The sequence below is a fragment of the Eubacterium sp. 1001713B170207_170306_E7 genome (assembly GCF_015547515.1).
Lineage (GTDB): Bacteria > Bacillota > Clostridia > Eubacteriales > Eubacteriaceae > Eubacterium.
Window position 1 is genome coordinate 212,469 of sequence record NZ_JADMVE010000002.1, and the last position, 25,178, is coordinate 237,646.

General features: G+C 48.7%; 26 protein-coding genes, 2 tRNA genes and 1 pseudogene. 24 read left to right on the forward strand and 5 right to left on the reverse strand.

The genetic code is table 11. The features are described 5' to 3' along the window. Positions 1–37 precede the first annotated feature (37 nt). From rlmH to I2B62_RS06345, 3 genes are read right to left on the reverse strand one after another with little or no spacing between them, the layout of a single operon-like run. Positions 38–517, reverse strand: a complete 480-nt coding sequence (gene rlmH, locus I2B62_RS06335) for a 23S rRNA (pseudouridine(1915)-N(3))-methyltransferase RlmH (protein ID WP_195268149.1) — start codon at positions 515–517, stop codon at positions 38–40. Positions 518–536: 19 nt separating this feature from the next. Next, positions 537–689: a hypothetical protein gene (locus I2B62_RS06340; RefSeq protein ID WP_195268150.1), complete on the reverse strand. Its 153-nt coding sequence runs from the start codon at positions 687–689 to the stop codon at positions 537–539. Next, entirely contained in the window at positions 679–1,278 is a 600-nt protein-coding gene (locus tag I2B62_RS06345; RefSeq protein ID WP_195268151.1) for a secondary thiamine-phosphate synthase enzyme YjbQ, read from the reverse strand. The genes I2B62_RS06340 and I2B62_RS06345 overlap by 11 nt, the downstream gene beginning before the upstream one ends. A 107-nt stretch (positions 1,279–1,385) precedes the next feature. Here I2B62_RS06345 and I2B62_RS06350 point away from each other — a divergent pair. After that, positions 1,386–1,462, forward strand: a tRNA-Pro gene (locus I2B62_RS06350). 452 nt (positions 1,463–1,914) lie between these two features. On the opposite strand, the gene I2B62_RS20480 is transcribed toward I2B62_RS06350, so the two are convergent. Both I2B62_RS20480 and trxB (I2B62_RS06355) read right to left on the reverse strand, forming a co-directional pair. After that, positions 1,915–2,253, reverse strand: coding sequence for a GNAT family N-acetyltransferase (locus I2B62_RS20480; RefSeq protein ID WP_347707798.1), 339 nt, complete (start codon positions 2,251–2,253; stop codon positions 1,915–1,917). After that, positions 2,239–3,129: pseudogene (gene trxB / locus I2B62_RS06355) on the reverse strand (thioredoxin-disulfide reductase); the annotation flags it as partial. The pseudogene trxB (I2B62_RS06355) and the gene I2B62_RS20480, both read right to left, overlap by 15 nt. A 236-nt stretch (positions 3,130–3,365) precedes the next feature. Here trxB (I2B62_RS06355) and trxB (I2B62_RS06360) point away from each other — a divergent pair. From trxB (I2B62_RS06360) to secG, 23 genes are all read left to right on the forward strand, one after another. Then, the gene (gene trxB / locus I2B62_RS06360; protein ID WP_195268153.1) at positions 3,366–4,301 is read left to right on the forward strand and encodes a thioredoxin-disulfide reductase; all 936 of its coding nucleotides are present in this window, start codon (positions 3,366–3,368) and stop codon (positions 4,299–4,301) included. Positions 4,302–4,387: 86 nt separating this feature from the next. Then, the gene (locus tag I2B62_RS06365) at positions 4,388–4,669 is read left to right on the forward strand and encodes a GNAT family N-acetyltransferase (RefSeq protein ID WP_207735961.1); all 282 of its coding nucleotides are present in this window, start codon (positions 4,388–4,390) and stop codon (positions 4,667–4,669) included. Positions 4,670–4,831: 162 nt separating this feature from the next. Further along, positions 4,832–7,147: a bifunctional glutamate--cysteine ligase GshA/glutathione synthetase GshB gene (gene gshAB / locus I2B62_RS06370; protein WP_195268154.1), complete on the forward strand. Its 2,316-nt coding sequence runs from the start codon at positions 4,832–4,834 to the stop codon at positions 7,145–7,147. A 40-nt stretch (positions 7,148–7,187) separates the two neighbouring features. After that, a complete protein-coding gene (locus I2B62_RS06375; protein ID WP_195268155.1) occupies positions 7,188–7,928 on the forward strand; it encodes an acyl-ACP thioesterase domain-containing protein in 741 nt (246 codons plus the stop codon). 2 nt (positions 7,929–7,930) lie between these two features. Next, positions 7,931–8,782, forward strand: a complete 852-nt coding sequence (locus I2B62_RS06380) for a patatin family protein (protein ID WP_195268156.1) — start codon at positions 7,931–7,933, stop codon at positions 8,780–8,782. A 139-nt stretch (positions 8,783–8,921) separates the two neighbouring features. Then, the gene (glgB, locus tag I2B62_RS06385) at positions 8,922–10,799 is read left to right on the forward strand and encodes a 1,4-alpha-glucan branching protein GlgB (RefSeq protein ID WP_195268157.1); all 1,878 of its coding nucleotides are present in this window, start codon (positions 8,922–8,924) and stop codon (positions 10,797–10,799) included. Positions 10,800–10,975: 176 nt separating this feature from the next. Further along, positions 10,976–12,217, forward strand: a complete 1,242-nt coding sequence (locus I2B62_RS06390; protein ID WP_195268158.1) for a GspE/PulE family protein — start codon at positions 10,976–10,978, stop codon at positions 12,215–12,217. 31 nt (positions 12,218–12,248) lie between these two features. Continuing rightward, positions 12,249–13,277: a type II secretion system F family protein gene (locus tag I2B62_RS06395; RefSeq protein WP_195268159.1), complete on the forward strand. Its 1,029-nt coding sequence runs from the start codon at positions 12,249–12,251 to the stop codon at positions 13,275–13,277. 16 nt (positions 13,278–13,293) lie between these two features. Continuing rightward, a complete protein-coding gene (locus tag I2B62_RS20625; RefSeq protein ID WP_279354777.1) occupies positions 13,294–13,677 on the forward strand; it encodes a prepilin-type N-terminal cleavage/methylation domain-containing protein in 384 nt (127 codons plus the stop codon). Between the two features lie 5 nt (positions 13,678–13,682). Continuing rightward, positions 13,683–14,150 carry a type II secretion system protein gene (locus tag I2B62_RS06405; protein WP_195268160.1) on the forward strand — a complete coding sequence of 156 codons (468 nt, stop codon included), beginning with the start codon at positions 13,683–13,685 and terminating at the stop codon, positions 14,148–14,150. Beyond that, positions 14,131–14,508, forward strand: a complete 378-nt coding sequence (locus I2B62_RS06410; RefSeq protein ID WP_195268161.1) for a prepilin-type N-terminal cleavage/methylation domain-containing protein — start codon at positions 14,131–14,133, stop codon at positions 14,506–14,508. Before I2B62_RS06405 ends, I2B62_RS06410 begins: the two co-directional genes overlap by 20 nt. After that, positions 14,486–14,983 (forward strand): prepilin-type N-terminal cleavage/methylation domain-containing protein, encoded by a 498-nt coding sequence (locus I2B62_RS06415; RefSeq protein WP_195268162.1) that lies wholly within the window; start codon positions 14,486–14,488, stop codon positions 14,981–14,983. Before I2B62_RS06410 ends, I2B62_RS06415 begins: the two co-directional genes overlap by 23 nt. Beyond that, on the forward strand, positions 14,980–15,372 hold the full coding sequence (locus I2B62_RS06420) for a hypothetical protein (protein WP_195268163.1): 393 nt from the start codon (positions 14,980–14,982) through the stop codon (positions 15,370–15,372). Before I2B62_RS06415 ends, I2B62_RS06420 begins: the two co-directional genes overlap by 4 nt. An 80-nt stretch (positions 15,373–15,452) precedes the next feature. Next, complete coding sequence (aroD, locus tag I2B62_RS06425; RefSeq protein WP_195268164.1) at positions 15,453–16,169, forward strand: type I 3-dehydroquinate dehydratase; 717 nt, start codon at positions 15,453–15,455, stop codon at positions 16,167–16,169. 1 nt (position 16,170) lies between these two features. Next, on the forward strand, positions 16,171–16,683 hold the full coding sequence (locus I2B62_RS06430) for a shikimate kinase (protein ID WP_195268165.1): 513 nt from the start codon (positions 16,171–16,173) through the stop codon (positions 16,681–16,683). Between the two features lie 221 nt (positions 16,684–16,904). Continuing rightward, positions 16,905–16,991 (forward strand) — tRNA-Leu (locus I2B62_RS06435). Positions 16,992–17,146: 155 nt separating this feature from the next. Next, positions 17,147–18,559, forward strand: a complete 1,413-nt coding sequence (rpoN, locus tag I2B62_RS06440) for an RNA polymerase factor sigma-54 (protein WP_195268166.1) — start codon at positions 17,147–17,149, stop codon at positions 18,557–18,559. Between the two features lie 180 nt (positions 18,560–18,739). Beyond that, entirely contained in the window at positions 18,740–19,828 is a 1,089-nt protein-coding gene (locus tag I2B62_RS06445; RefSeq protein ID WP_195268167.1) for a sugar-binding domain-containing protein, read from the forward strand. Positions 19,829–19,856: 28 nt separating this feature from the next. Continuing rightward, positions 19,857–20,870 carry a type I glyceraldehyde-3-phosphate dehydrogenase gene (gene gap, locus I2B62_RS06450; RefSeq protein WP_195268168.1) on the forward strand — a complete coding sequence of 338 codons (1,014 nt, stop codon included), beginning with the start codon at positions 19,857–19,859 and terminating at the stop codon, positions 20,868–20,870. Positions 20,871–20,992: 122 nt separating this feature from the next. Beyond that, entirely contained in the window at positions 20,993–22,180 is a 1,188-nt protein-coding gene (locus I2B62_RS06455; RefSeq protein ID WP_195268169.1) for a phosphoglycerate kinase, read from the forward strand. Positions 22,181–22,315: 135 nt separating this feature from the next. Further along, on the forward strand, positions 22,316–23,056 hold the full coding sequence (tpiA, locus tag I2B62_RS06460) for a triose-phosphate isomerase (protein ID WP_195268170.1): 741 nt from the start codon (positions 22,316–22,318) through the stop codon (positions 23,054–23,056). Positions 23,057–23,280: 224 nt separating this feature from the next. Beyond that, on the forward strand, positions 23,281–24,813 hold the full coding sequence (gene gpmI / locus I2B62_RS06465) for a 2,3-bisphosphoglycerate-independent phosphoglycerate mutase (protein ID WP_195268171.1): 1,533 nt from the start codon (positions 23,281–23,283) through the stop codon (positions 24,811–24,813). 132 nt (positions 24,814–24,945) lie between these two features. Next, positions 24,946–25,176 (forward strand): preprotein translocase subunit SecG, encoded by a 231-nt coding sequence (secG, locus tag I2B62_RS06470; RefSeq protein WP_013379001.1) that lies wholly within the window; start codon positions 24,946–24,948, stop codon positions 25,174–25,176. Positions 25,177–25,178 lie beyond the last annotated feature (2 nt).

The window sequence follows — 25,178 nt, forward strand, 5'->3', positions numbered from 1 at the left end:
TTGCGCTGCCAAATTCTTTTAGAAACGGGGCTCCGCGTCATTTATGGTAGGTTTCATTTTTGATGATCTTAAACGCCCGGTAAACCTGTTCTAAAAGCATGACGCGGAACAGCTGGTGAGGGAAAGTCATTTTTGAGAAGGACAAATCCCATTGGGAACGAGCCTCAATCTCCGGCGAAAGGCCCAGGGAGCCGCCGATGATAAAGGTCAGGCTGCTCTTGCCCTGGACGCCGTAAGCCTCGATTTTTTTTGCGAAATCCGGTGAGGCCAGCTGCTTTCCGGTTATTTTAAGCACGGCGACGATTTCGTTGTCCTTTAAATGCCGGGAGATCCGTTCGCCCTCAATGGCGACGGCCCCGGCCTTCTCGGCATCGCTGAAGCGTTCCTCGATTTTTTCGTCCTTCACCTCGATAATCTCAAGCCTGCAGTAGGCCTTCAGCCGTTTGCTGTACTCGTCGATTGCCATGGTCAGGTACTTTTCCTTGATTTTGCCGACAGTGATAATTTTGATATTCATCCTTATGATACAGGACGCCTTAGAAACTGTACATGGTCAAAAGACTGACAATGATAATGATGACCAGTACCAGCGCGCCGATCCGGTAGCTGTTTTTAATGTTGCTCTGGTGGCTCTGCTTTTGTTGCTTTTGTTTTGGCTTCTTAGTGGAATTATTTTTATTATTTGCCATCCTCCTGCTCACTTTCTGCTGCGGCTTTGGCAGCTTCCTCCTCTTTCTGCTTGCGAACGCGTTCGGCATACTCTGCACGCATCTCAGCGATAATCCGGTCCTGCTCCTCTTTTTCGGCCTGCTCTCTTGCTAAATCGGCCGCGTAGAGGTCCTGCAGTACCTGCGGCAGTTCAGGCTCCTCGCCTTCTGCCAGCGGGGTACCCATGTGGGAGAGATAGATGCGCCGGTTTGTGGACGGTCCGTTAAATTCTACCATATAGATACTCTGGTGCAGGCCTAGGATCAGCTCGCCGCTTTCCACCATCACCTGCTCTGTCATGCCGACGAGTGAAGCTTTGACGTTGGAGGTCGTCCAGCCTGTAAACTGCATACCGTTGTACTTGGGCAGAAACCGGTTGATTTTATTCAGAAAATCTTTGTCAATATTGAAGTCATCGTTAATGGTGATGGTCACCGCGCAGGTCCGTTCCGGAATCTGTATGTGCACAAAGCCATCCCCGAGCCGGACTTCCCGGATATAGTCCCGGATTTGGTCGGTGATGTCAACTAAACCTTCGGGGGCAGACACACCCGCTTCAATTATTTTCATACATTTCTCCTAAATTTTTTAAAATTTTTAAAAAATATGCTTGCAAAATACCTATGACTATATTACAATAACTGTTGTTGGTTTGCAAATCAAAAATATAAAAATATCGGGGTGTGGCTCAGTTTGGTAGAGCGCATGGTTCGGGACCATGAGGCCGGAGGTTCAAATCCTCTCACTCCGACCATTTAAAGAGATGATCAGTCATAGTGATATGGCTGTTTTTTATTTTTTGAAAAGTTCAAGAAAATGTGGTATAATGTAAAAAGAAACAGGGACACCGGCAACGGCCAGCCCCTAAATATTTAAGGTTAGACCGTTAGATCATTGTGGTAGGTGGCTAACGGTCATTCTTGTTTATGCAGCCTACGATAAACGCAATAAGCGCCAGAATCAGAATTAACTGGTTACTGTCCATAAGCAACACCCCATTTCCGGGGCAAGATTAACCACGCCAGTGCCACAAGAGCCGAGTGCTCCTGTCTGGCTAGTATAGCATATTCCTTCTTTAAAAACAATTTGTGGCTAAAGCCTTTGATATATCTTTTAAAGAGATGATCAGTCATAGTGATATGGCTGTTTTTATTTTTTGAGCTTTAACAGAAAAACAGCCCCTGCCGTAAAGCAGAGGCTGTCAAATCAGGCTAAGGTGTCTTTATATTCAGGATGCTTGTCATATTCCACCTTTGCAAAGGGACATCTGGGAATAAGCTTCCAGTGGTTCTGCCGCGCGGCTTCAACGGTCTGCCGCACCAGCTCCTTCGCGATACCAAGTCCGTTGTAGCTGTTGTCAACGCCCACATGGGTGATGATAAAGGTGTTATCCGTGGTGGGTTCGAGGTTCAGCTCGCCGACCTCATAATTTTCAGGGGTCTGGACAAAGAAACGGTTGGGTTCGCTTTTGTAACGCAGGCTTTTTGCCTTATGGTTTCTGCCGCACAGCTGCACGAAATAGTCCTCAATAAATTTTGAAGCCACAGCTCCGTCAGAGGCGGCGGTGATGATCTGGCGCAGCGGCTTGGTGCGGACGTCGCCGACCGCATAGACGCCCTCCACATTGGTCTGGGTGGTTTCATCGGCAATGATGTAGCCCGACGCGTCGATGTCCACAATGCCTTCAAACAGGTCGGTGTTGGGGCGCCGGCCAATGGCGATAAACAGCCCGTCGCAATCGAGCGTGGAAACAGCACCTGTCGTGGTGTTTTCAAGCTTAATACCGGTTAATACCTCACCGAAGATGGGCTCAACCACCTGGGTGTTCCAGATAAACTCAATATTTTCAGTCTCGTCCAGCGGTGCCAGATAGGTCTTGGTGGCATTCAGCCGGTCACGGCGGTGGATGAGATAAACCTTTTTACAGATTTTGGACAGGTAGAGAGCATCGGCGACTGCGGAATTGCCGCCGCCCACAACAGCGACCACCTTATTTTTGAAGAACATACCGTCACAGGTCGCGCAATAGGCTATGCCGCGTCCCCGCAGTTCTTCTTCATGGGGAAGGTTGAGGCTTCTCGGCGCAGCGCCGGTGGCGATGATCAGGGCCTTGCATTCATACTCGGCGCTGTTTGTCTTAATGCGTTTTGTCTCTCCGGTGACTTCGATATGGATGACCTCGCCGTATTCGGAGACCGCGCCGAAGCGTTCTGCGCCCAGCTTCATGCGGTCACTTAGCTCATGGCCGTCAATGCCTTCATTAAATCCAGGATAATTATCCACCTGGCTGGTAGTTGCCATCTGTCCGCCCGGCCACATTTTTTCTAAGATCATGGTTTTCAGATTCGCCCGGGCGCAGTATAGCGCGGCCGTATAGCCCGCAGGTCCGCCGCCCAGCACAATAACATCAAACATTTTCATTTATGGTGCCCCCTAGCACAGTGGCTGTCTTTCAGCCACGGGATTAAAACGAATACATCAGGCGTTCTAAACACGGCTGATTATTTCTTTCTATTGTATCATACATACCCTCTGGGCGCAAAAAGAAATCAATCTGGATATACTATTGACTTTTTCGCCTTAAAATGATAAGATTATAACAAGATATGTAATTTATAAAGTTACAGAAATCACCAACTTCCCAAAGGAGACAAATAATGGAAAATAATAAATACGATGTCATTATATTGGGCGGCGGCCCGGGAGGGTACACCGCGGCGCTTTATTGCGCCCGGGCCAATCTTTCAACGATGGTGCTTGAGAAAATGTGGCCAGGCGGCCAGATGGCAACTACCAGCTGGGTGGATAACTACCCTGGCTTTGAGGAGGGCGTCGATGGTATTGAGCTCAGCGGAAAGATGCAGCGGAGCGCCGAACGCTTTGGCGTTGTGACAGAAATCGGTGAGGTGCTGTCCGTGGATCTGGAAAGCCAGCCAAAGGTAATCCGGACCGGCAAGGGTGATCTGGAAGCAAAAACCGTCATTCTGGCGACAGGCGCAGCACCCAGAACGCTGGGCGTTCCCGAAGAGGATGAGCTGCGCGGCCGTGGTGTGGCCTATTGCGCAACCTGTGACGGCATGTTCTACCGCAACCGGACAGTGGTCGTGGTGGGCGGCGGCAACTCCGCGGTGGCGGACGCTTTGTTTTTATCTAAAATCTGTAAAAAGGTTTATATTGTGCATCGCAGAGATACGCTCAGGGCGTCAAAAACCTACATGAAAACTTTAGAAAAAACGGAAAATATCGAGTTTGTCTGGGACGCCAGAGTAACCGAGGTGCTTCATGACGATCTGGTAACAGGCGTAAAGGTAGAGAACGTTAAAACCGGCGAAGTGAGAGAGCTTTCCTGTGAGGGTGTTTTTGTAGCGGTTGGCCGGATCCCGAACACAGACATGTTCAAGGACATTCTGGATACCGATGAGCAGGGTTATCTGATTGCGGATGAGACAACAAAAACCAATATTCCCGGCGTTTTTGCCGTTGGCGATGTCCGCACCAAGCCGCTGCGCCAGATTGTGACGGCCACGGCTGACGGCGCGGTGGCGTCTAAATATGCCGAGGAGTATCTGGCAGAGCTCTGCGCCGACGAATAAGCCGTTTATTAATAAAGAGCGGTGTTACATCAAACTGTCAGAGGGGTATATAGTCTTCAACTGAAACGATGAAAGAAGGTTATAATATGATTGAATATAAAAATGGTGACAACCGCATCTACGCTGTGACAGACGACGGAACAGAGGTTGGAGAGATTGAGTTTGTGCCAACCGGAGAGCACATGTTTATCATCTCGCATACAGAGGTGGCAGAGGACATGGGCGGTATGGGAATTGGCAAAGTGCTGGTCGAAAAGGCCGTACAGAAGGCCCGGGACGAGGATAAAAAAATTATCCCACTGTGCCCCTTTGCGCGGGCGGAATTTGACAAACACCCTGAATACCGTGAGCTGGAAGCCAACGCATAAAAAGTACGATCCCGGTTTAATCTTTATTGAACCGGGATTTCTTTGTCTAATTTAAGCTTTTTCAGATTTAAAACTTAACAGAAGTTGGAGCCGTCTTCAATAGGCATTCAGGTTGATTTGTGGTATAATAACCAATAAAATTTGAATAATCAAGGTGTAAAAATGAACTTAGATATTTTAAAAAATACATTTACAAGCAACGAGCTGCTGACTGGCGATTTTGGGCTGGAGCGGGAAGGCCTGCGGGTTACAGCGGCGGGAAAGCTGGCCATGACGCCGCATCCGGCGATTTTCGGCAACAAGCTGAAAAACCCCTACATCACGACCGATTTTTCGGAGAGCCAGGTGGAGGTCGTTACACCGGCCTATGATACAGTGCCCAAAACCTACGCGGTGCTGGAGGGGCTCTGTGATATTGTCAATAATGAGATCGGGGACGAGTATTTCTGGCCCCAGTCCATGCCCTGTGATATTCCGGAGGACGAGGATATTCCCATCGCGGTGTATGAAGGCGAAAAGGACGCCGAGGCGGCGATGGCCTACCGCAAAGGGTTGATTGAACGGTACGGCGGAAAAAAGCAGCTGATTTCCGGCATTCATTTTAATTTTTCTTTTACCGAACGCTTTATTGATAAGCTGCACGCCGCGGTTGCGCCGGAGAAGCCGCGCAAGGACTTTAAGGACGGCGTATACCTCAAGCTGGTCCGGAACTATCTGCGTTACCGCTGGCTGGTCATTTACCTGCTGGGCTGCAGCTCTGCCCTGCATAAAAGCTATATCCCCGAATGTGTCAGCCAGATGGAGCCTGTGGGCGACGGCTCCTATGTGTTAAAAACAGGGGCGTCCTTCAGAAATTCAATCTGCGGCTATAAAAATAAAATCGCTCTTTTCCCAAGCTACCGCACCGTCAGAGAGTATACGGCCGATGTCCGGAATTTTGTGGACAAGGGCCTGATTTCTGCGCCCAAGGAGCTCTATACACAGATACGGATGAAGGCAAAGGGTGTGGACAATATTCTGGAATCACTGGAAGAGGACGGCATCAAATACCTTGAAATCCGGACAGTGGACCTGAATGTCTTTGACAAATGCGGCATTGCCGAGAAGGACCTGGTGTTTCTACACCAGTTTATGCTCTACCTGCTGGTTGAGGATGAATCAGACGCTGCGGACTGGCAAAGAGAAGGCCTTGAAAATGAAGAAAAGGTCGCTTTCTTTGGCCTGGATCCGGACCTCATGATCCGCCGGAATGGCAAAGAAGTTTCCATGAAACGCTGGGCCCTTGAGATTCTGGAAAAAATGCAGCAGATGGACATTGAGCTGGAGCTTGGAAACAGCAATGTGCTGAAGGTGATGACCGACCGTGTCATTCATCTGGAGCATACCTACGCTTACCGGATGGCCGAAATGGTAGAAAAGGAAGGCTATCTAAAGGGGATGATGCGTCTGGCGGAGGCCTATAAAAAAGAAAGCCACGACACCCGTTACCTTTTAAAGGGCTTTGATAACTATGAGCTTTCTACCCAGATCCTTATCAAGGAGGCCATCACCCGGGGCGTTCCGGTTGAGGAGATCGACCCCCAGGACAATTTTATCGGCCTTGGCAGGGGAGATAAAAAAACCTATGTCAAGCAGGCGACAAAAACAGAGCTGGACAATTATATCACGGTCCTCGTCATGGAAAACAAGGTGGTCACCAAGAAAATCATGGCGCAGAAGGGTATCCCGGTACCGGCAGGCGAGGAATTCTCAAGTTATGACGAGGCGGCGCGGCGCATCGGCCCCTATGTCGGGAAAAAAGTAGTCATCAAGCCCAAATCCACAAACTATGGACTGGGAATCTGTATTTTTGACCAGGGAGGCAGCGAGAAGGACCTTCTCGAGGCGGTTGAAATTGCCTTCGAGTACGATAAAACCGTCATCATTGAGGAATTTATCCCGGGGCAGGAGTACCGCTTCCTGGTAATCGGCGGGGAAGTGGCCGCAGTTCTGAAGCGCGTTCCGGCCAATGTGACTGGCGACGGCGTCCACACCATCACCCAGCTGGTCGATGTCAAAAACAGGCACCCTTTCAGAGGCTACGGCTATACTGCTCCCCTTAAAAAGATTGAACTGGACGAGCAGACTGAGCTTTATCTAAAACAACAGGCGCTGAAGTTCGGCGATGTGCTGCCAGATGGAAAAACAGTCTATCTGCGGGGGAACTCAAACATCAGCACCGGCGGCGACAGCATTGACATGACCGATGAGATGCCGGACTTTTTCAAACGCATTGCCGTGGAGGCTGCAGCGTCGGTGAAGGCAGTGTTCTGCGGTGTGGATATCATCATTGAGGACTACCGGGACGAGCAGTCACCCTTCGGCATCATTGAACTGAATTTTAACCCAAGTACGGATATGCACGCTTACCCTTATCAGGGGACTGAACGCCGTACCGGCGAGTTTATCCTGCGTGCGCTTGGACTCATTGAAAATTAAATCATTCGGCTGATATTTAAAGGATAAGGAGACAACAGAAGTGGGAATTATTTACGAGAAAAAGCAGAAGATCAATGGCTATGAATGCACCTATAACTACCAGCTGCAGCCGACAGCGGCGCTGAACTACTTTCAGCAGACCAGCCAGGAGCAGAGCGAGCAGCTCGGCGTGGGGCCGGAGGTTCTGGATGAAATGGGGCTGGCCTGGTTTCTGGTAAAATACAAGCTGAAGTTTCATGAATACCCGAAGTTTAACGACGAGGTCATGGTCGAGACTGAGGCCATCGCCTTTGACAAATTTGCCGCCCACCGCCGTTTTGCCATCAAATCTTTGGATGGAAAAATAATGGTGGAGGGCGATACGGAGTGGATGCTGCAAAACCGAAAAGAAAACCGTCTGGAGCGGCTGAGCAATGTGCCGGAACTGGACGTTTACGAAAGCGGCCACGAAAACCATTTTAAGCTCAGACGCGTTGCGAAGGTAGAAGAATGGACCGACACCAAGAATTTTCAGGTCCGCTACCTGGACATTGATTTTAACAGCCACGTCAACCATGTCAAGTACTTGGCATGGGCGCTGGAGACCCTGCCCCTGGAAAAGGTAAAGGCAGGCGAGATGGAAACCGCCAAGATTATCTACAAAAACCAGGGCTTCTATGGTGATATGATCACCGTAAAATCCGCTGAGATCGCAGAAAACACCTATCGCATGGATATTGAAAACCAGGAGGGCACCCTGCTCTGCCAGATCGAAATGACCATGAAGACAAGGGAGGGCTGACGATGAGGTTTGAGAAAACAGCGCTGGTGCTGGAGGGCGGCGGCTTCAGAGGTATTTATTCCTCCGGCGTGTTAGATTATTTTATGGAAAAATCCCTGGAATTTCCGTATATCATCGGCGTATCCATGGGCGCCATCAACGGCGCCAACTATATTTCCGGTCAGCCGGGCCGCAGCTTTGCCATCGCAGAAACCTTTATGCCGGACAAGCGGTATATGGGCATGGGAAATCTGCTGAAGGAAGGAAATTTTTTCAGCCGCAGCTTTGCCTATAATGAGCTGCCGAGACGCTATAATATTTTTGATATGAAGACCTACTACAGCTCTGATATCACCTTTTACCTGACGGCCACCGACTGCGAAACCGGTGAGGCCCGCTATTTTGAAAAGATGGAGGGCGATGTGGCGGAACTCATTGCCGCGTCCACCTCGCTGCCGTTTATGAGCCAGATGGTGGAAATCGGCGGCAGGCCCTATATGGACGGCGGAATCGCCGATTCTGTCCCGGTCCGGCGCGCGCTTTCAGACGGCAACGAGAAGGCTGTGCTGGTATTGACCCGTGAAAAAGGCTACCGGAAGGAGCCCTACGGGCATGAGCGGATGGTACGCTCCTATTACCGGAAGCATCCGGCCTTTGCCGAAGGCGTGTTAAACCGCCACCTGTTCTACAACGAAACCATGGACCTGATTGACGAACTGGAGGCAGAGGGCAGGATATATGTGCTCCGGCCAGAGAACCCCATTGAGACAAAGGTGATTGACCGCAACCCAGAGGGGGTCCAGAAAAGCTATACGACCGGCTATGATCAGGCGAAGGCTGAGTGGGAGGCGCTTGTGGCCTATCTTGAAAAATAAAAAAACAGAATGAATTTTACAAAAGGCAGAGCCCGGTGTATCCGGGCTCTGCCTTTTTGACACTTCGGGCGTTTTGGCGGTAGACGGGACGCTGTTTTTCCCATATAATTGTAAGTAATAAACAGGGGAGGACAGCATCATGGAAATGCATGATTTTTATATTGGAAAAGCCTTTGACGCCTACGATTACTTTGGCGCGCACCGGGTTGAGAAAGACGGCCGGGAGGGCTTTGTTTTCAGGGTATACGCGCCGGGTGCAGAGGCGGTTACACTCATTGGTGAGTTTAACGGCTGGCGGGATACGGCCATGGAAGCCATTGACGCCGGGGGCGTTTACGAATGCTTTATCGAAAAGGCAGAGGCCAAAATGCTCTATAAATACCGGATTCACCAGGCGGACGGACGTGTGGTGGACCGGGCAGATCCCTATGGCTACGCCATGGAGCTGCGGCCAGATTCCGCGTCGGCCTTAGTGGAATGGAGCTACACGTTTAAGGATGAGGCGTGGCTTCAGAAAAGGGCGGAACGCCGGCATTATAATGAGCCCATGAGCATTTATGAGCTGCACTTTGGCTCCTGGCGGCGCAAGGCAGAAGAAGGCCCGGCGGGCTGGTACAGCTATGAGGAGCTGTGCGCTCAGCTGCTTGATTATGTACAGAAGCATGGCTTTACCCACGTGGAGTTCCTGCCGCTGACAGAGTATCCCGCAGATGAGTCCTGGGGGTATCAGGTGTCGGGCTTTTACAGCGCGACCTCCCGCTACGGTACGCCGGCAGAGCTTCAGCACCTTATTGACACCTTCCATCAGGCGGGCATTGGCGTGATCCTGGATTTTGTTCCGGTGCATTTTGCCACCAACGATTATGCCCTGACCCAGTTTGACGGATCGGCACTGTACGAGTATCCGGATGCGGATACAGGCTACAGTGAATGGGGCTCCTATAATTTTAATTTTTACCGGGGAGAGGTGAGGAGCTTTCTTCAGTCGGCGGCAGCCTTTTGGATTGAGAGATACCATTTTGACGGCCTGCGCATGGATGCCATCAGCAACGCCCTCTACTGGCAGGGCAACGCTTCGCGCGGGGTTAATGAGGGGGCGGTCGAGTTTATTCAGGTCATGAATGTGGGCCTGGCAGAGCGCTATCCCGGGGTGCTGCGCATGGCCGAGGACTCCACCAATTTTTTAAAGGTGACGGCACCTGTAGCATATGACGGGCTGGGCTTTGACTATAAATGGGATATGGGGTGGATGAATGACACCCTGGATTTCATGAAAATTCATCCCGATGACCGCAAGGACCACATGGGCCGTCTGACCTTTTCCATGCATTATTTTTATAATGAGCTTTATATGCTGCCCTTTTCCCACGATGAGGTCGTACATGGGAAGAAAACCATTTTGGATAAAATAAACGGCAGCTATGAAGAAAAATTTGAGCAGGCGCGTCTTTTGTATCTCTATATGTTTACCCACCCCGGTAAAAAGCTGAACTTCATGGGGAATGAGCTGGGGCATTTCAGAGAGTGGGATGAGGCGCGTGAACTGGACTGGGGACTGCTTAAATACCCTGTCCATCAGGAATTTTTTGATTATTTTTCTGCCTTGAACCAGTTTTACAGGATGTGCCCGGCGCTCTATGAAAATGACTACCACAGCGGGTGCTTTTCCTTTGTTCCGGTTAAAACAAAGGAAACAGCTGTGCTGGCTTACCGGCGCAGTGCGGGTAACCAGGAGCTTCTGATCGTGCTCAATTTTGCCGCAAATCCGGTTGATGAGCTGGTGCTGACGCTGACAGAAAGCGTAAAAATCAAAGAAATTTTTAGCACTGGCAATAATAGTGAGAGGGACGCCTGTGTGTTGGAAAGCCAAAGGGTTGAAGGGGCACTGAAAACACATTACACTAAAGAAGTACAAGCCGGTAAAAACTCAGATATGATGCTGGAAGCAGAGGATTTCTACCTGCTGGCAATGGCATTGGCAGGCTTTGAAGGTATTATTTTTGAAATTATAAAATAGCAAGCGGCCTGCAGGCGTAATCATAACGTCTGTAGGTTGTTTTTTTGCGGTGCTTAAAATAATAAACTATTATGTAATATAATAAAATAGTTGACAAAAAATAGAATATCCTGTATGATGAGATATAAGCAGTCAAATAGTTTAAGATATGGTTTTATTTGAACAAAAGGATAAATATGGAATACAAATTTTGGAGTTTGAAAAAGAAGACGGACATCGAGCCGAGACAGTCTCAGCCTCAGGATAATCGTTTTGTAAGACTTGTCAACAGCATTACCCGTTTTGCGGTTCAGAAAAATGCTTCGGATATTCATTTTGAGGTGCTGAGCCCCGATAAGATGCGGATACGCATTCGTATCGACGGTGAACTGGTTACGGTGATGATGACAGATGAAAAGGATTATCTTGGAATGGTCAGCAGAATAAAAATTTTATCGGGCCTTGATATTTCAGAGAAACGAAGGCCCCAGGATGGAAGCTTTTGCTTTGAGACGGAGGGCAGAAAAATTGATCTGCGTGTATCAGTGGTCCCCACTGTTTACCATGAGAAGGCAGTCCTTCGGATTCTGGATGCGCAGACCTTTTTAATTCCGGTAAAACGCCTGGGGTTTACGCTGGAAAACGAGCAGAGAGTAATGGGAATGCTAAACCAGGCTAACGGGCTGCTTCTGGTAACCGGCCCCACAGGCTGTGGAAAGACCACGACGCTGTACAGCCTTATGAAGGAAAAAAATACGCAGGCGCTTAATATCATTACAATTGAGGACCCGGTTGAGTTTCATCTGGAGGGCATTAATCAGATACAGGTAAATGAGCGGATCGGCCTTGGGTTTGGCGAGGGACTGCGGGCCATTCTGAGGCAGGACCCCAACGTGATCATGGTGGGGGAAATCCGGGATGAGGAAACCGCGGCAACGGCGGTGCGCGCCGCCATTACCGGTCACCTGGTATTGTCGACGCTGCACACCAATGATGCCCTGTCGACCATTACCCGGCTGCTGGATATGGGCGCCGCAGATTATCTGCTGGCCACAGCGCTGAGGGGGATTATTGCCCAGCGGCTTTTGAGAAAGCTTTGCCCCCACTGCAGAAAAGCCTATACGGTAACGGAGGCAGAATGCCGGCGCTTTTCTTTTGAGCAAGGACAGATATTATACCGCGCGGACGGCTGCGAAAAGTGCAGACACACCGGCTATCTTGGAAGAAAGGGAATCTTTGAGGTTTTGTCGCTTAACCAGAGCCTGAGAGAGGCCGTTCATTCCGGGGCTTCCTATGAGCAGCTCCTCAGGCTTGCGCGCAGTAATGGCTTAGTTCAATTTTCGCAGATCGTCAGAAATGAAATTTTAAACGGTGTCACTGATGTGGCAGAAGGGCTGAGGGTAATGAGCTATGGAAATGATGAAATCGGTACGGCTTAGAGCAATCTTTTCAAAAACAGGGAGCACACGGATGCTCGGACTGTTTTGCAGACAGCTGGCGATTACACTTTCAGCAGGCGTTTCGATCATTGACGCTCTGGAGTTATCCGGGAGAGAACATAAAAACAGCGGCTTCGGAGAAACGGTCCTGCAGGTAAAAATGCTTGTGAAGCAGGGAAACAGCCTTTCTGAAGCACTGCGGCAGTTCCCCGGGGCTTTCCCGGAACTCATGGTTCAGATGGCACGCTCAGGTGAAATGAGCGGTTCGATGGACCTGGTCATGGAAAATCTGGGAATTTACTATGAGGGTCAGTCGGACATGAGAAGCAAAATTACCCAGGCGCTTTTTTATCCGTCACTGGTGACGATAGTGGCTGTGGGCGTGGTCATGTACCTTATGGCAGGCGTGCTGCCCGCCTTTGCCGAAATATTTGAAAACATGGAGGCAAAGCTGCCAATGACCACCGAGCTGCTCATGCGGGCCAGCACTGCGCTGGTATCTGGCGGGGCATGGATTCTGCTGGCGGTTCTGCTGCTGCTGGCTGCCGGCCGGGCGGCACTGAGGCGGGAGGCCGTGGCGTTACTGAGAGACCGTTTTTTATTGAAGCTTCCCTGGATTGGCCGGTTTATCGGGCTGATGGAAGGAGTACGCTTTGCGGATGCCATGGCCATTATGGTAAACAGTGGTATCGATATGATCAGTGCGCTGGAAATCGCCGGTAAGATTCTGGGGAACCGCGTGATGCGCTATCGAATAAGGGATGTGCGGGAGGCGGTAAGGCGTGGGGAAGCCCTGTCTGACAGCCTGGCAGCGGCCGGGATCTTTGACCGGCGCTTTGTCCAGATGGTGCGTATCGGTGAAAGCTCAGGAACCATGGAGCAGGTCCTTATAAAGGTTTCGGCTTACTACAATGATGAGATCAACCGAAAAATCAAGAAAATGACCGCCTTGCTGGAGCCGGTAGTGCTGCTCGTGGTTGGGGGGCTGGTATTCTTTATCATGGCGTCGGTTATGCAGCCGGTTTTTGAAATCTATTCGGGTTATTCCGAATTGGTATAAATAAAGGAGAAGAAAGATGAAACAAGTAAGAAAACAGATTATGGGAGAAAGCGGATTCACCCTCATCGAGCTGATTATTGTGCTGGCCATATTGGGAATGCTGGCGGCTCTGGCGATTCCGCAGTTTACTAATGTACTGGAGAACTCAGGCCTGAAAACAGATCAGGCCAACCTTGCTGTTGTGCAGACGGCTCTGGAGGTTTACAAAGCAGATAACAATGGAAATACGCCGGCATTGGCGGAGGGTGAAGAGACTGCCTTTGACAAGCTGGTAACAGCCTTGAAAAACGCAGGCTATCTGAAAACAGATAAAATTGAATCACAGTCTGGCGGAACTTTTATTTACAATGACGGTGAAGTCAGCTTTATGCCCGAAGAACCTTCTCCGGATAGCCCGTAAGCAAAATGGAGGATCAAGGAGGGCATACCCTGATCGAGCTGATCATTACGCTGTCCATCCTGGGCTTTGCGCTGGCAGTGACCGCGGGACTGGGCTACTCGGTGACAGAGGGAAATGCCAGGCGGGCCGCAGAGGCAGAATATGAGCAGGTGCTTGACGCTGTTTTAAAAAGCCGCGACGCTGCCATGATGTCCGGTGATAATTACGGTACGAAAGCCAAGCTTTATGGGAATCGGGTGGATATTGTGGAATTTGATCCGGGCAGCCGATCCATGGTGGTTACTGCGTCGGTACAGCTCAGGCAGTGCCGCATCACCTGGAACCTGTCCCAGAACGAGATCATTTTCAGCGGGGCGGGGGTGGTTAACCGTGGCGGCACAATAACCTTTTACCGCAATGACCGCCCGGAAAAATATCTGATTATACAGCCTGTCACAGGGAGGATTTACCTAAGTGATAAGAATACAAACTGATACGGACGGCTTCAGCCTGATTGAGGCCGTGGTGGCCATTGCGGTGCTCGGCGTGGGAATCGTCGCTGTTTTTACGACCTTCCATACCGTGATTATTGGGGAAAAGACCTCGGAAAGAATACTGGAACAGAGCCTTAATATCAATGGTATTGTAAACGAAATACGTACCGGTGTTCCAGAAGGACTGACCACAGAGGCCTTTGAAGAGGAGGCCGCAGCCATTGTTTCCAGGCATCCGGGCTGGCAGCTTGAAACATACGGGTCTGACCGCCTTTCAGGGCTTTATGAGTTACAACTGAGCTTTGAGACAGCTGATGGAAAGAAAAAGGTGTATTATGCGAAGGTGGTTTACCCATAATCAGGAGGGCTATACGTTGATCGAGGTACTGACAGCGCTTTTTATTTCGTCCATGGTCCTGGTTCTGCTCATCACCTCCCTTCAATTCAGCGGGGAGATCGCTGGAAAAATTACGGATAAAACGATCCGCGGCCAGGAAAGCAAACGGGCCTGTCTGTTTTTGCAGAAGCAGCTTTCAAAATCAAGGGAGATTTTTATGAAGAATGGCCAGATATATTTACAGGATATGGAAAATCCAGACTACTATAATTTTTACACGCTTGAAGCCTCCGGAACCGTCTACCGGAATAAGGTAGACAAAGCAAAGCTGGAACCCATTAAAATGGGTGGGAAAAGCCAGCTGATCCGCAGCGTTGTCCGGTTCGAGTTTAGCCTTGAGGGAAAAAACGCGGTACGGCTGTTAATAGAATTTACAAAGGGGGAACCGGCAGTGGACATGCAGTTTTATTATCCGAACGAGGTAATCGTGAGATGAATCATAAAGGTTACGCGCTCCCCCTTGTATTGATCGTTCTGGCGCTGCTCTTTACCGTGGCAGCGGCCCTGCTGGGCCAGGTCCGGTATCAGCTGGATGCCAATCAGGATTACCGCGATTACCAGATCTGTATCCTGGTGGTGGAAAATGCTTTTGCCGAAGCCGAGGCTGAGCTCAATGCGGATTTTGGGTATAGAGGGACAGGCGACTGGCGGAGTGAGAAGAATGGCGGCCGCTACAGTATCGAGGTGGCGCCTGTATCTGAGCGAGAGCGGTCAGTGAGGGTTACCGCGCAGGTTAAAAACTATAAAAAAGTTTTTCAGGGCATGGGCGTGATGGACGAAAATACCCGAAAGCTCAGCGGGATGACCTATTATATGGAGAAATAGTGCTGGATACACTGCACAAAATCATCTATAATAGAAGTAACACGTATCCGTGAATCTAAAATGATTTAGAGGGAAGTAAAATGTTAAGTAAAAACCAATTTGTTACCTGTATTCCGTTAGTATCGGATAATGAAGAGGACCTGTACCGCGAAGTTGACGAGGCACTGGCCCAGAAGCCAGATTATCTGGAATGGCGCCGGGATTATTTTCTGGAAGACGACTTTGATCAGGAAAGGCGAATTCTGAGAAGAATCCGGAATATGGACGTAAGCCTTATTTACACCTTCCGTGATGTAAAGGAAGGGGGCTTTCGGCATGTATTAAACGAGGACCGGTGGAAGCACATTGCCAACGCGGCCAAGTCCAATGCGGTCACCTATATTGACGTTGAGCTTAACAGCAGTGAGGAATATTTTGAGGCAGTTAAGCAGGTGGTAAAGTCTGCGCAGAATAAGCTGATGATTTCCTACCATGACTTTGACAAAACCGGCTCTTATGATGAAATTATTTCCATCCTGGACAGAATGGAAGAAAAAGGCGCGGATGCTTTCAAGCTGGCCCTGTACGCAAGGGATGAAATTGATTTTAAGACCGCTTCGGCGGCGGGCGGTACCTACAGCCTGAAAACAGACAAGCCCATGATTATGATTTCCATGGGTGAGCAGGGGCGTCTGTCCAGAATCCTGCCGGAGGTCATGGGCGGCTGCCTGACCTTTGCCTCAGGGGTCAAGGCCACTGCGCCGGGGCAGATTACACTGGAGGATATTTTAAAATTGCGGGAAACACTTGGAATATAATATGAAAAAAAAAAACATTGCGCTGATTGGTTATATGGGAACCGGCAAAACCACCATTGGCAAACGCCTGGCCAGGAAACTGGGGCTGTCCTTTGTGGATACCGACGCTTATATTGAAAAACAGCAAGGGAAAAGTATCTCTCAGATTTTTGAGCAGCAGGGTGAGCCGGCTTTCAGAAGAATGGAGGAGGCCGTGCTGGAGGAGCTGGCAGAGCAGGAAAATCTGTTGATTTCGACCGGCGGCGGGATTGTGTTAAGCGAACAGAACCGAAAGCTGTTAAAGGAACAGACCTTTTTGGTAACCCTGACCGCATCGCCGGGTGCAATCTACAGCCGGGTGCGGGGGAACACAGACCGCCCGCTGCTTCAGGAGGCAGATCCTTACCGGAAAATTGTGGACATGCTGGAGATCCGGAAGCCCTATTATGAGATCGGCGATATCATTATTCCAACGGATAAATTATCAGAGAAAAATTGCATTGAACGGATTGCAGAGGCATACCAAAAAAGTTGAAATTTATTTTGATTTTTGTTTGAATTTTAATTTGGAGTATGCTATTATATTAAGCGTACTCGCTATGTGGGTATTATAGTAGCATACTTTTTATTTTATGTGCCGAAGTGATGGAATTGGCATAAGCAGAGAGCCCAAATCTTTGATTTGGTGTGAATCGCTTAGTCGGGGACGTTGCGGAGGCTGCTATTGAAAATAAGATTCAATTTTTTGTTTTATACGCCGAAGTGATGGAATTGGCAGACGTGCTGGACTCAAAATCCAGTGGTAGCAATACCGTGCGGGTTCGACCCCCGCCTTCGGCACCACTTTGTCTATGACTTACAGATTCGTGATTTTTGCGGGTCTGTTTTTTTATGGCCTGGCCGGGCTGTGTTTCGTGAGCCTGCGTACAGGTGCGCTAAGAACGATTGCACTTTTTTACCTGAGATGATATACTTTGAAGTAGAAGAGGGGATTGATAATGAATATTAAGGTTGATTTAAATTTAAAACAGACACAAAAACTCGTAATGACAACAGAGATGAAGCAGGCGATCGAAATATTGCAGCTGACTTCCATGGAGCTAAACAACCTTATCGATAAGGAGCTTCTGGAAAACCCCATGCTGGAATTCAACGACAGTCCGATGGAATCCATGGAGGTTGTCAAAAACGAGGTGGCCAAAAAAGAGGAAAGCAAGGATCAGATTGACTGGGATGATTATTTCCAGAACATGCAGTCCACAGAGTTCAGAAACACGCCCTCCACCTCCTATGACCCGGATGACGAGTTTAACTTTGAAAAGTTTTCCTATTATGAAACCACGCTTAACGAATACCTGCTGCTCCAGTTTCATGTGCTCTCCACAGATTTGACAGAAACAGAAAACCTGATTGGAGAATATCTGATTGACTGTATTGATGACAATGGCTATCTGCTCATTGATATGGATTATATCTGCGACATTCTGGGGGTAACCCAGGATGAGGTCGAGAAACTCATCAGAATCATACAACAATTTGATCCCGCTGGGGTCGGAGCCAGGGATATCAAGGAATGCCTGCTGATTCAGCTGCAGCAGGAGGGTTACGATGATGAGGAATATGAAAATCTTGTCAATAATTATCTGACCGATTTGGCGGAAAACCAGTTTAAGCGGATCAGTCAGGAGACCGGCATCTCCACCGCCGAGCTGGCAGAGTTCAAGGAGCTTATAAAAACGCTGGAACCCAAGCCAGGACGCCAGTTTACCAATTTTGACGGTGTGAAATACATCATTCCCGACGGCAGTATTGAGTGGATTGACAACGAGCTGGTGGTTCAGATCAATGATATTTCAGCGCCGCGGCTTCAGATCAACTCCTTTTACCAGGGAATGCTGAAAACCCGGAATGAGAATGAGGATACCAAGAAATATATCGAGAAAAAGCTGGATTCAGCGGCTTTTCTCATTAAAAGCATCGAACAGCGCCGGGATACGATCCGCAAAGTCATCGAGGCCATTGCCCATTACCAGGAGAATTTTTTCAGGGAAGGGGTCGAGGATCTCAAGCCGCTGACCCTCAAAGCCATTGCGGATATGATCGAAGTGCATGAATCCACGGTCAGCCGTGCCATTCGGGGAAAATATGTCCAGACACCCAAGGGGACCTTCTCACTGAAGTTCTTTTTTAAACGGGGGTTTTCCCAGGGGGCGGACGACGTATCGTCAGAGGCGATCAAGCAGAAAATACAGGCCTTTGTGGACGCCGAGGACAAGCGTAAGCCGCTGAGCGACCAGAAAATCGTTGAAATGCTCAAGGAGCAGGGTGTGGATGTGGCCCGCAGGACCATTGCCAAATACCGGGAAGCGCTTAACATACTTCCATCTTCGAAACGCAAGCAGTTTCGATAAAGACATCATCAACCGGTTGTAGAAGATACAGCCGGTTTTTTTATTTAACAGCCGGCATTATTAAAAAGAAGGATTTTTGCCTGAAATTAAGGATTTTTCAAGGCTTTTATTTTAATTTTTTTTTAACTTGAAATATCTTCAGAATTGGTATATAATAAATTTGTCCCAGCGGGAACAAAAATGAACAGACGAGTTCTGAGACAGAATGGAAGTGAAAAGTTGGCAAGCGAAAACATAAAAATCAGCAAAGAGTTAGTTGACCTGCAGCGTTTAGTTGTGCCGGAAATCGGCTCACTGATTGAGATGCGCTACAACATTCTGTCAACCATCAAAAGCGAAGAGCCCATCGGGAGACGAAATCTTGCTTTCGTCCTCGATATGAGTGAGCGCCAGGTGCGGAACGAAATTGATTTTCTCCAGGCTCAAAAGCTTGTCCAGGTAGAACGCCAGGGCGTTGTCCTGACAGAGCTTGGCCGCAAGATCATCATTCAGCTTAAACGCATGCTGTACACCTATAATGGCCTCGAACAGCTCGAACGCGAGCTGGAGGAAAAGCTGCATCTGAAAAAAGCCATTGTTTCCCCGGGCGACATGGATATGAACTATCAGGTTTTGAAGTTCATGGGTCGTTCAGGCGCCCGTTATGTGCTGTCCATCATGAAATACAAGGACATCCTGGCACTGACCGGCGGCGCCAGCACAGCAGCGATCGCAGAGCAGATGAAGGAAGCTTTTTATCCGGATGTCTATGTGATTCCGGCAAGGGGCGGGATTGGCAAGAGCCACTCGACTCAGGCCAACAACGTGGTTGCGGAAATGGGACTCAAGCTGCACGCAAATTACGAGCTGCTGCATTTGCCCGATAACATTGATAACCGTCTTTTGGAAGCCCTGAAGGATTACCCGGAGATTAAACGGGTATTTAATAAAATGGATGACATTGACATTTTTGTCTTTGGCATTGGCCGGGCAGACGTCTTGGCGGACTGGCGGAATATGAAGGAAAGCGAAAAGCAGTCTCTGCTTGATAAGGGAGCTGTGGGCGAGGCCTTCGGACATTATTTCGGCATTGACGGAAATGTGGTTTCTCCGTCCAGTACCATTGGGATCAGCATTGAAAATTATAACCGGATACCGCATGTCGTCGCCATATCAGGCGGCGAGAGCAAGGCCGACGCCATCATTGGGGTCAGCCGCGTTAAACCGAATATGGTGTTAATAACGGATGAAAGCGCTGCTAAAGAGATCATCCGTAAGTTAAATAAATAAGTATTATATTTTTAAGGAGGCAGATAAAATGTCTGTAAAAGTTGCAATTAATGGTTTTGGTAGAATTGGTCGTCTGGCATTCAGACAGATGTTTGGTGCTGAAGGTTATGAAGTAGTAGCGATTAACGACTTAACAAGCCCAAGAATGTTAGCTCATTTATTAAAATATGACTCCGCTCAGGGTACCTATGCTTTAGCTGATAAGGTAGAAGCTAAGGAAGATTCAATTGTTGTTGATGGTAAAGAAATCAAAATCTATGCAGAAGCAGATCCTGCAAAATTACCATGGGGTGAATTAGACGTTGACGTTGTCCTGGAATGTACAGGTTTCTTCGCATCTAAAGACAAAGCAATGGCTCACGTAAACGCAGGTGCAAAGAAAGTTGTTATCTCCGCTCCGGCAGGCAACGATCTTCCGACGATCGTTTATGGCGTTAATGAAAAAACATTAACCAAGGACGACAAGGTTATCTCTGCTGCATCTTGTACAACAAACTGCTTAGCTCCAATGGCGGATACCTTAAATAAATTAGCGAAGATCAGAAAAGGCTACATGACCACTGTTCATGCTTACACTGGCGACCAGATGACTCTGGACGGACCGCAGAGAAAAGGCGATTTAAGAAGAGCCCGTGCTGCAGCTGTTAATATTGTACCAAACTCTACTGGCGCTGCTAAAGCAATCGGCCTGGTTATCCCAGAATTAAAGGGTGTTTTAGATGGCGGCGCACAGCGTGTTCCAGTTCCGACAGGTTCCTTAACACAGTTAGTGGCTGTTGTTGAAGGTGCTGTAACAGCCGATCAGGTTAACGAAGCGATGAAAAAAGCAGCTGACCAGTCTTTCGGTTATACTGAAGAAGAATTAGTATCCTCTGATATCATCGGAATTACCTACGGTTCTTTATTCGATGCGACTCAGACCACTGTTATGGACATGGGCAACAACGAAACCTTAGTAAAAGTTGTATCCTGGTATGACAATGAAAACTCTTACACAAGCCAGATGGTAAGAACCATCAAATACTTCTCTGAACTTGCTTAATTAGATTTATAAAAACTACATAATAACAAGTACTAAATCTGCCCCTACCGGTAGATTTTAAAACGGGGGGTCACGCGACCCCCTTTTTTAATGAAAATTTGAAAACGAGGTTGAGGAAACTTATGAAAAAAACAGTAAAAGATATTGATTTAAAAGGCAAAAAGGTATTGATGCGCGCGGACTTCAATGTTCCGTTAAACGATGAGGGTGTTATCACAGACGACACCAGAATCCAGGCGGCGCTGCCGACCATCAAATATATTTTAGACCAGGGCGCTTCACTTATTTTGATGTCTCATCTTGGCCGTCCAAAGAACGAACCCGATCCGAAGTTCTCTTTACTGCCAGTAGCAAAAAGATTATCGGAAGTACTGGGGACAGAGGTTGTATTTAACGATGACGGCGAAGTGGTAGGTCAGGTGACAAAGGATGCGGCAGCAGCCCTGCAGCCAGGCCAGATCCTGTTATTACAGAATACCCGTTTCAGACCAGAAGAAAAGAAAAACGAGCCTTCCTTTGCAAAAGAACTGGCAAGCCTGGCAGATGTTTTTGTTGAAGACGCTTTTGGCTCCAGCCATCGTGCCCATGCCTCCACAGCAGGCGTTGCAGACTACCTGCCAGCTGTTTCCGGCTTCCTGATCCAGAAAGAACTGGACTTTATCGGCGGTGCTTTAGAAGATCCTAAGAGACCTTTTGTTGCCATTCTGGGCGGCGCAAAGGTATCCGATAAAATCGGCGTGATCAACAACCTCCTGGAAAAGGTTGACTCCCTGATTGTTGGCGGTGGTATGGCTTATACCTTCTTAAAAGCGCAGGGCTATGAAATCGGTACTTCCCTGTTAGAGGAAGACAAAATTGACCTGGCAAAGGACTTGCTGACCAAGGCAGACGCAAAGGGCGTTAAACTCTTACTGCCGGTCGATGTGGTTGTGGCTCCGGAATTCAAGGCGGATGCGCCAGCGACCAACGTAAAAATCGACGCGATTCCCGCAGACCAGATGGGGCTGGATATCGGTGTTGAAACCCAGAAATTATTTGCCGACACCATCAAAGATGCCAAGACTGTTATCTGGAACGGACCAATGGGGGTCTTTGAATTCCCTGAATTTGCAAAAGGAACCGTTGCGGTTGCCAAAGCAATGGCTGAATCTGACGCAGTGACCATCATCGGCGGCGGCGATTCTGCAGCGGCTGTTAAACAGCTTGGCTTTGAAGACGGTATGAGCCATATTTCTACAGGCGGTGGGGCTTCCCTGGAATTTATGGAAGGTAAAGTATTACCGGGCATCGACGTTTTAGAAGATAAATGAAGCTGAGACCAGTTTTTGTCAAAACTGGCAGCGAATAAGAAGCGAGCGGCAGTGAGTGAATGAGCGCGACGAGGTGCTGAGGACATTTGCTGCCCTGTAAAAATAAATTTATTATTATAGAGGAGAGTAAGCATTATGTCAAGAAGACCAATCATTGCCGGCAACTGGAAAATGAACAAGGATATTAACGAAGCTGCCGCTTTAATTAATGAATTAAAACCGTTAGTCGAAGGCGCTGAAGCGGAAGTTGTTTTCTGCCCGCCATATGTGGATTTAGTGGAAGCTGTTAAATTAACCGAAGGGAGCAATATCGGTATCGGCGCTCAGAATATGCACTATGAAACAAGCGGCGCCTTCACCGGCGAAATCGCTGGCGAAATGTTAACCGCCATCGGTGTTAAATACGCGGTAATCGGCCACTCCGAGCGCCGTGAATATTATAACGAAACAGACGAAGCCGTCAATAAAAAAGCCATCAAGGCTCTGGAACTGGGTTTAACCCCCATTGTCTGCTGTGGTGAAACCCTGGAAGAACGTGAAGGCGGCAAAGCTGAAGCCAAGGTGGTCGGTCAGATTAAGGAAGGCTGCAAAAATATCGATGATATTTCCAAGGTTGTCATTGCCTATGAACCAATCTGGGCTATCGGAACCGGCAAAACCGCTTCCAAAGAAGAAGCAGACGAAGCCTGTGGCTGGGTACGTAAAACCATTGAAGAAATGTATGGAAAAGACGCAGCTGAGGCTGTCCGTGTGCAGTACGGCGGAAGCGTAAAACCAGCCAATGTCGCTGAGCTGATGGCAATGCCAAACATCGACGGCGCTCTGGTCGGCGGCGCCAGCCTGACCGCTGATTTTGCCAAGATCGTTAAATTTTAACAGGGGCCGTCGATAAAGGCCGAACTGCTGCGTTAGGGATACTTTTAAATTCAGTTACATATGTGTTTATATGCGCCTTCATTTAAAAGCTCCCCCGCCTTACATTTCGACCTTTCTCACAAGCCGTGAATTTGTGATTGATAACGGGAGACGAGGAGAAAAACAACAGCTCCGAGCTCCCGTTATTGTTTTGAATCGAGAGAGATAAAGAAAGGATTGATATTATGAGAGGAAATTTAACCGCACTGATCATCCTGGATGGTTACGGCTATACCCCCATTGCAGAGGGGAACGCTGTTCTGGAAGCGCCGTCGCCAAATCTGGATGCTTTTTATGAAAAATATCCCCACACCCATATTGTTGCCAGTGGCTTAGGCGTAGGACTGCCTGAGGGACAGATGGGGAACTCTGAAGTCGGCCACCTGAATCTGGGAGCGGGCCGTGTCGTTTATCAGGAGCTGACCCGCATTACGAAATCCATAGAGGACGGGGATTTCTTTGAAAACCCGGTCTTTATGGATGGGATAAAAAATGTCAAGGAAAACGGTACGGCCCTGCATGTAATGGGTCTGGTATCCGACGGCGGCGTCCACAGCCACTTAAAACACCTGTACGGCCTGCTGGAGCTGGCTAAAAAGGAAGGCGTGGAAAAAGTCTATGTCCACTGCTTTATGGATGGCCGTGATACCGCTCCGACCAGCGGCCTTGGCTTTATTAAGGAACTGGAAGCGAAGATGGCGGAAATCGGCGTGGGCGAAATCGCAACGGTTGAAGGCCGCTACTATGCCATGGACCGCGACAACCGCTGGGAACGGGTTGAAAAGGCCTACGATGCCATCGCTCTGGGCAAGGGCAATGCAGCGGATTCCGCTGTAGAAGCCATGGAGCTGAGCTATAAGGAAGACGTTAATGATGAATTTGTCATCCCGACAGTCATTAAGCCGGAAACGGACAAGCGTATCCAGGCCAATGACACCATTATTTTCTTTAATTTCCGTCCGGACCGTGCCCGCGAGCTGTCACGGACCTTTATTGAGCCGGATTTTGCCGAGTTTAACCGTGAACGCGGCTATATTCCTGTGCATTACATTACTATGACCCAGTATGATGCCAGCTTTGAAGGCGTTGAAATTGCCTTTAAGCCGGAAACCGTCACCAATACCCTGGGCGAGTACCTGAGCGACAATGGCGTGCCGCAGCTTCGCATTGCCGAAACCGAAAAATATGCCCATGTGACCTATTTCTTTAATGGAGGACTCGAAAAGCAGTATGAAGGCGAGGACCGTATCCTCGTGCCGTCGCCAAAGGTTGCGACCTATGATTTACAGCCAGAGATGAGTGCATATGAAGTAACCGAAAAGGTGCTGGAGGCCATTGACTCAGATAAATACAAGGTCATTATCCTCAACTACGCTAATACGGATATGGTTGGACATACCGGCGTGATGGAGGCGGCTGAAAAAGCAGTCGTGACGGTGGATGAATGCTCCAAAAAGGTGATTGATGCCATTTTAGCCAAGGGCGGTAACGTAATCCTGACAGCTGACCACGGCAATGCCGAAAAGATGATCGATTATGACACCAAGAAACCGTGGACGGCCCACACCACCAATCCGGTGGAATGTGTGATCGCCGGAGCCGGTGAAGTCGAGCTGAGAGATGACGGACGTCTGGCGGACATCTCACCGACGATTTTGGACCTGCTGGACATGGACGTTCCCGCGGAAATGACCGGGGCATCACTTATTAAGAAATAACAAAAATTTGTGGTTGAAAACCGATTACATGCAAAAAAAGCCCTGAAATTCTTTTTCAGGGCCTATTTTAATATTGAAAAAATCTTAAGGTTATGATAAGATTTATCTTACGATTAAAACGGAGGTGATATAATGAAAACATTCTTAATCGTTCTTTTAGTGATTGCAAGTTTTGCACTGATTATCAGCATTCTGCTGTCACCGGCAAAGGTTGCAGGTATGGGTGGCGCGATCGAAGGCGGCGCAGAAACTTTATTCGGCCGTAAGAAAGCCAGAGGTCTGGAAGCCATTCTCGAAAAGATCACGATTGGTTCCGCTATTGTATTTATGTTATCTGCTTTCATTTATTCACTTTTAGCTTAATC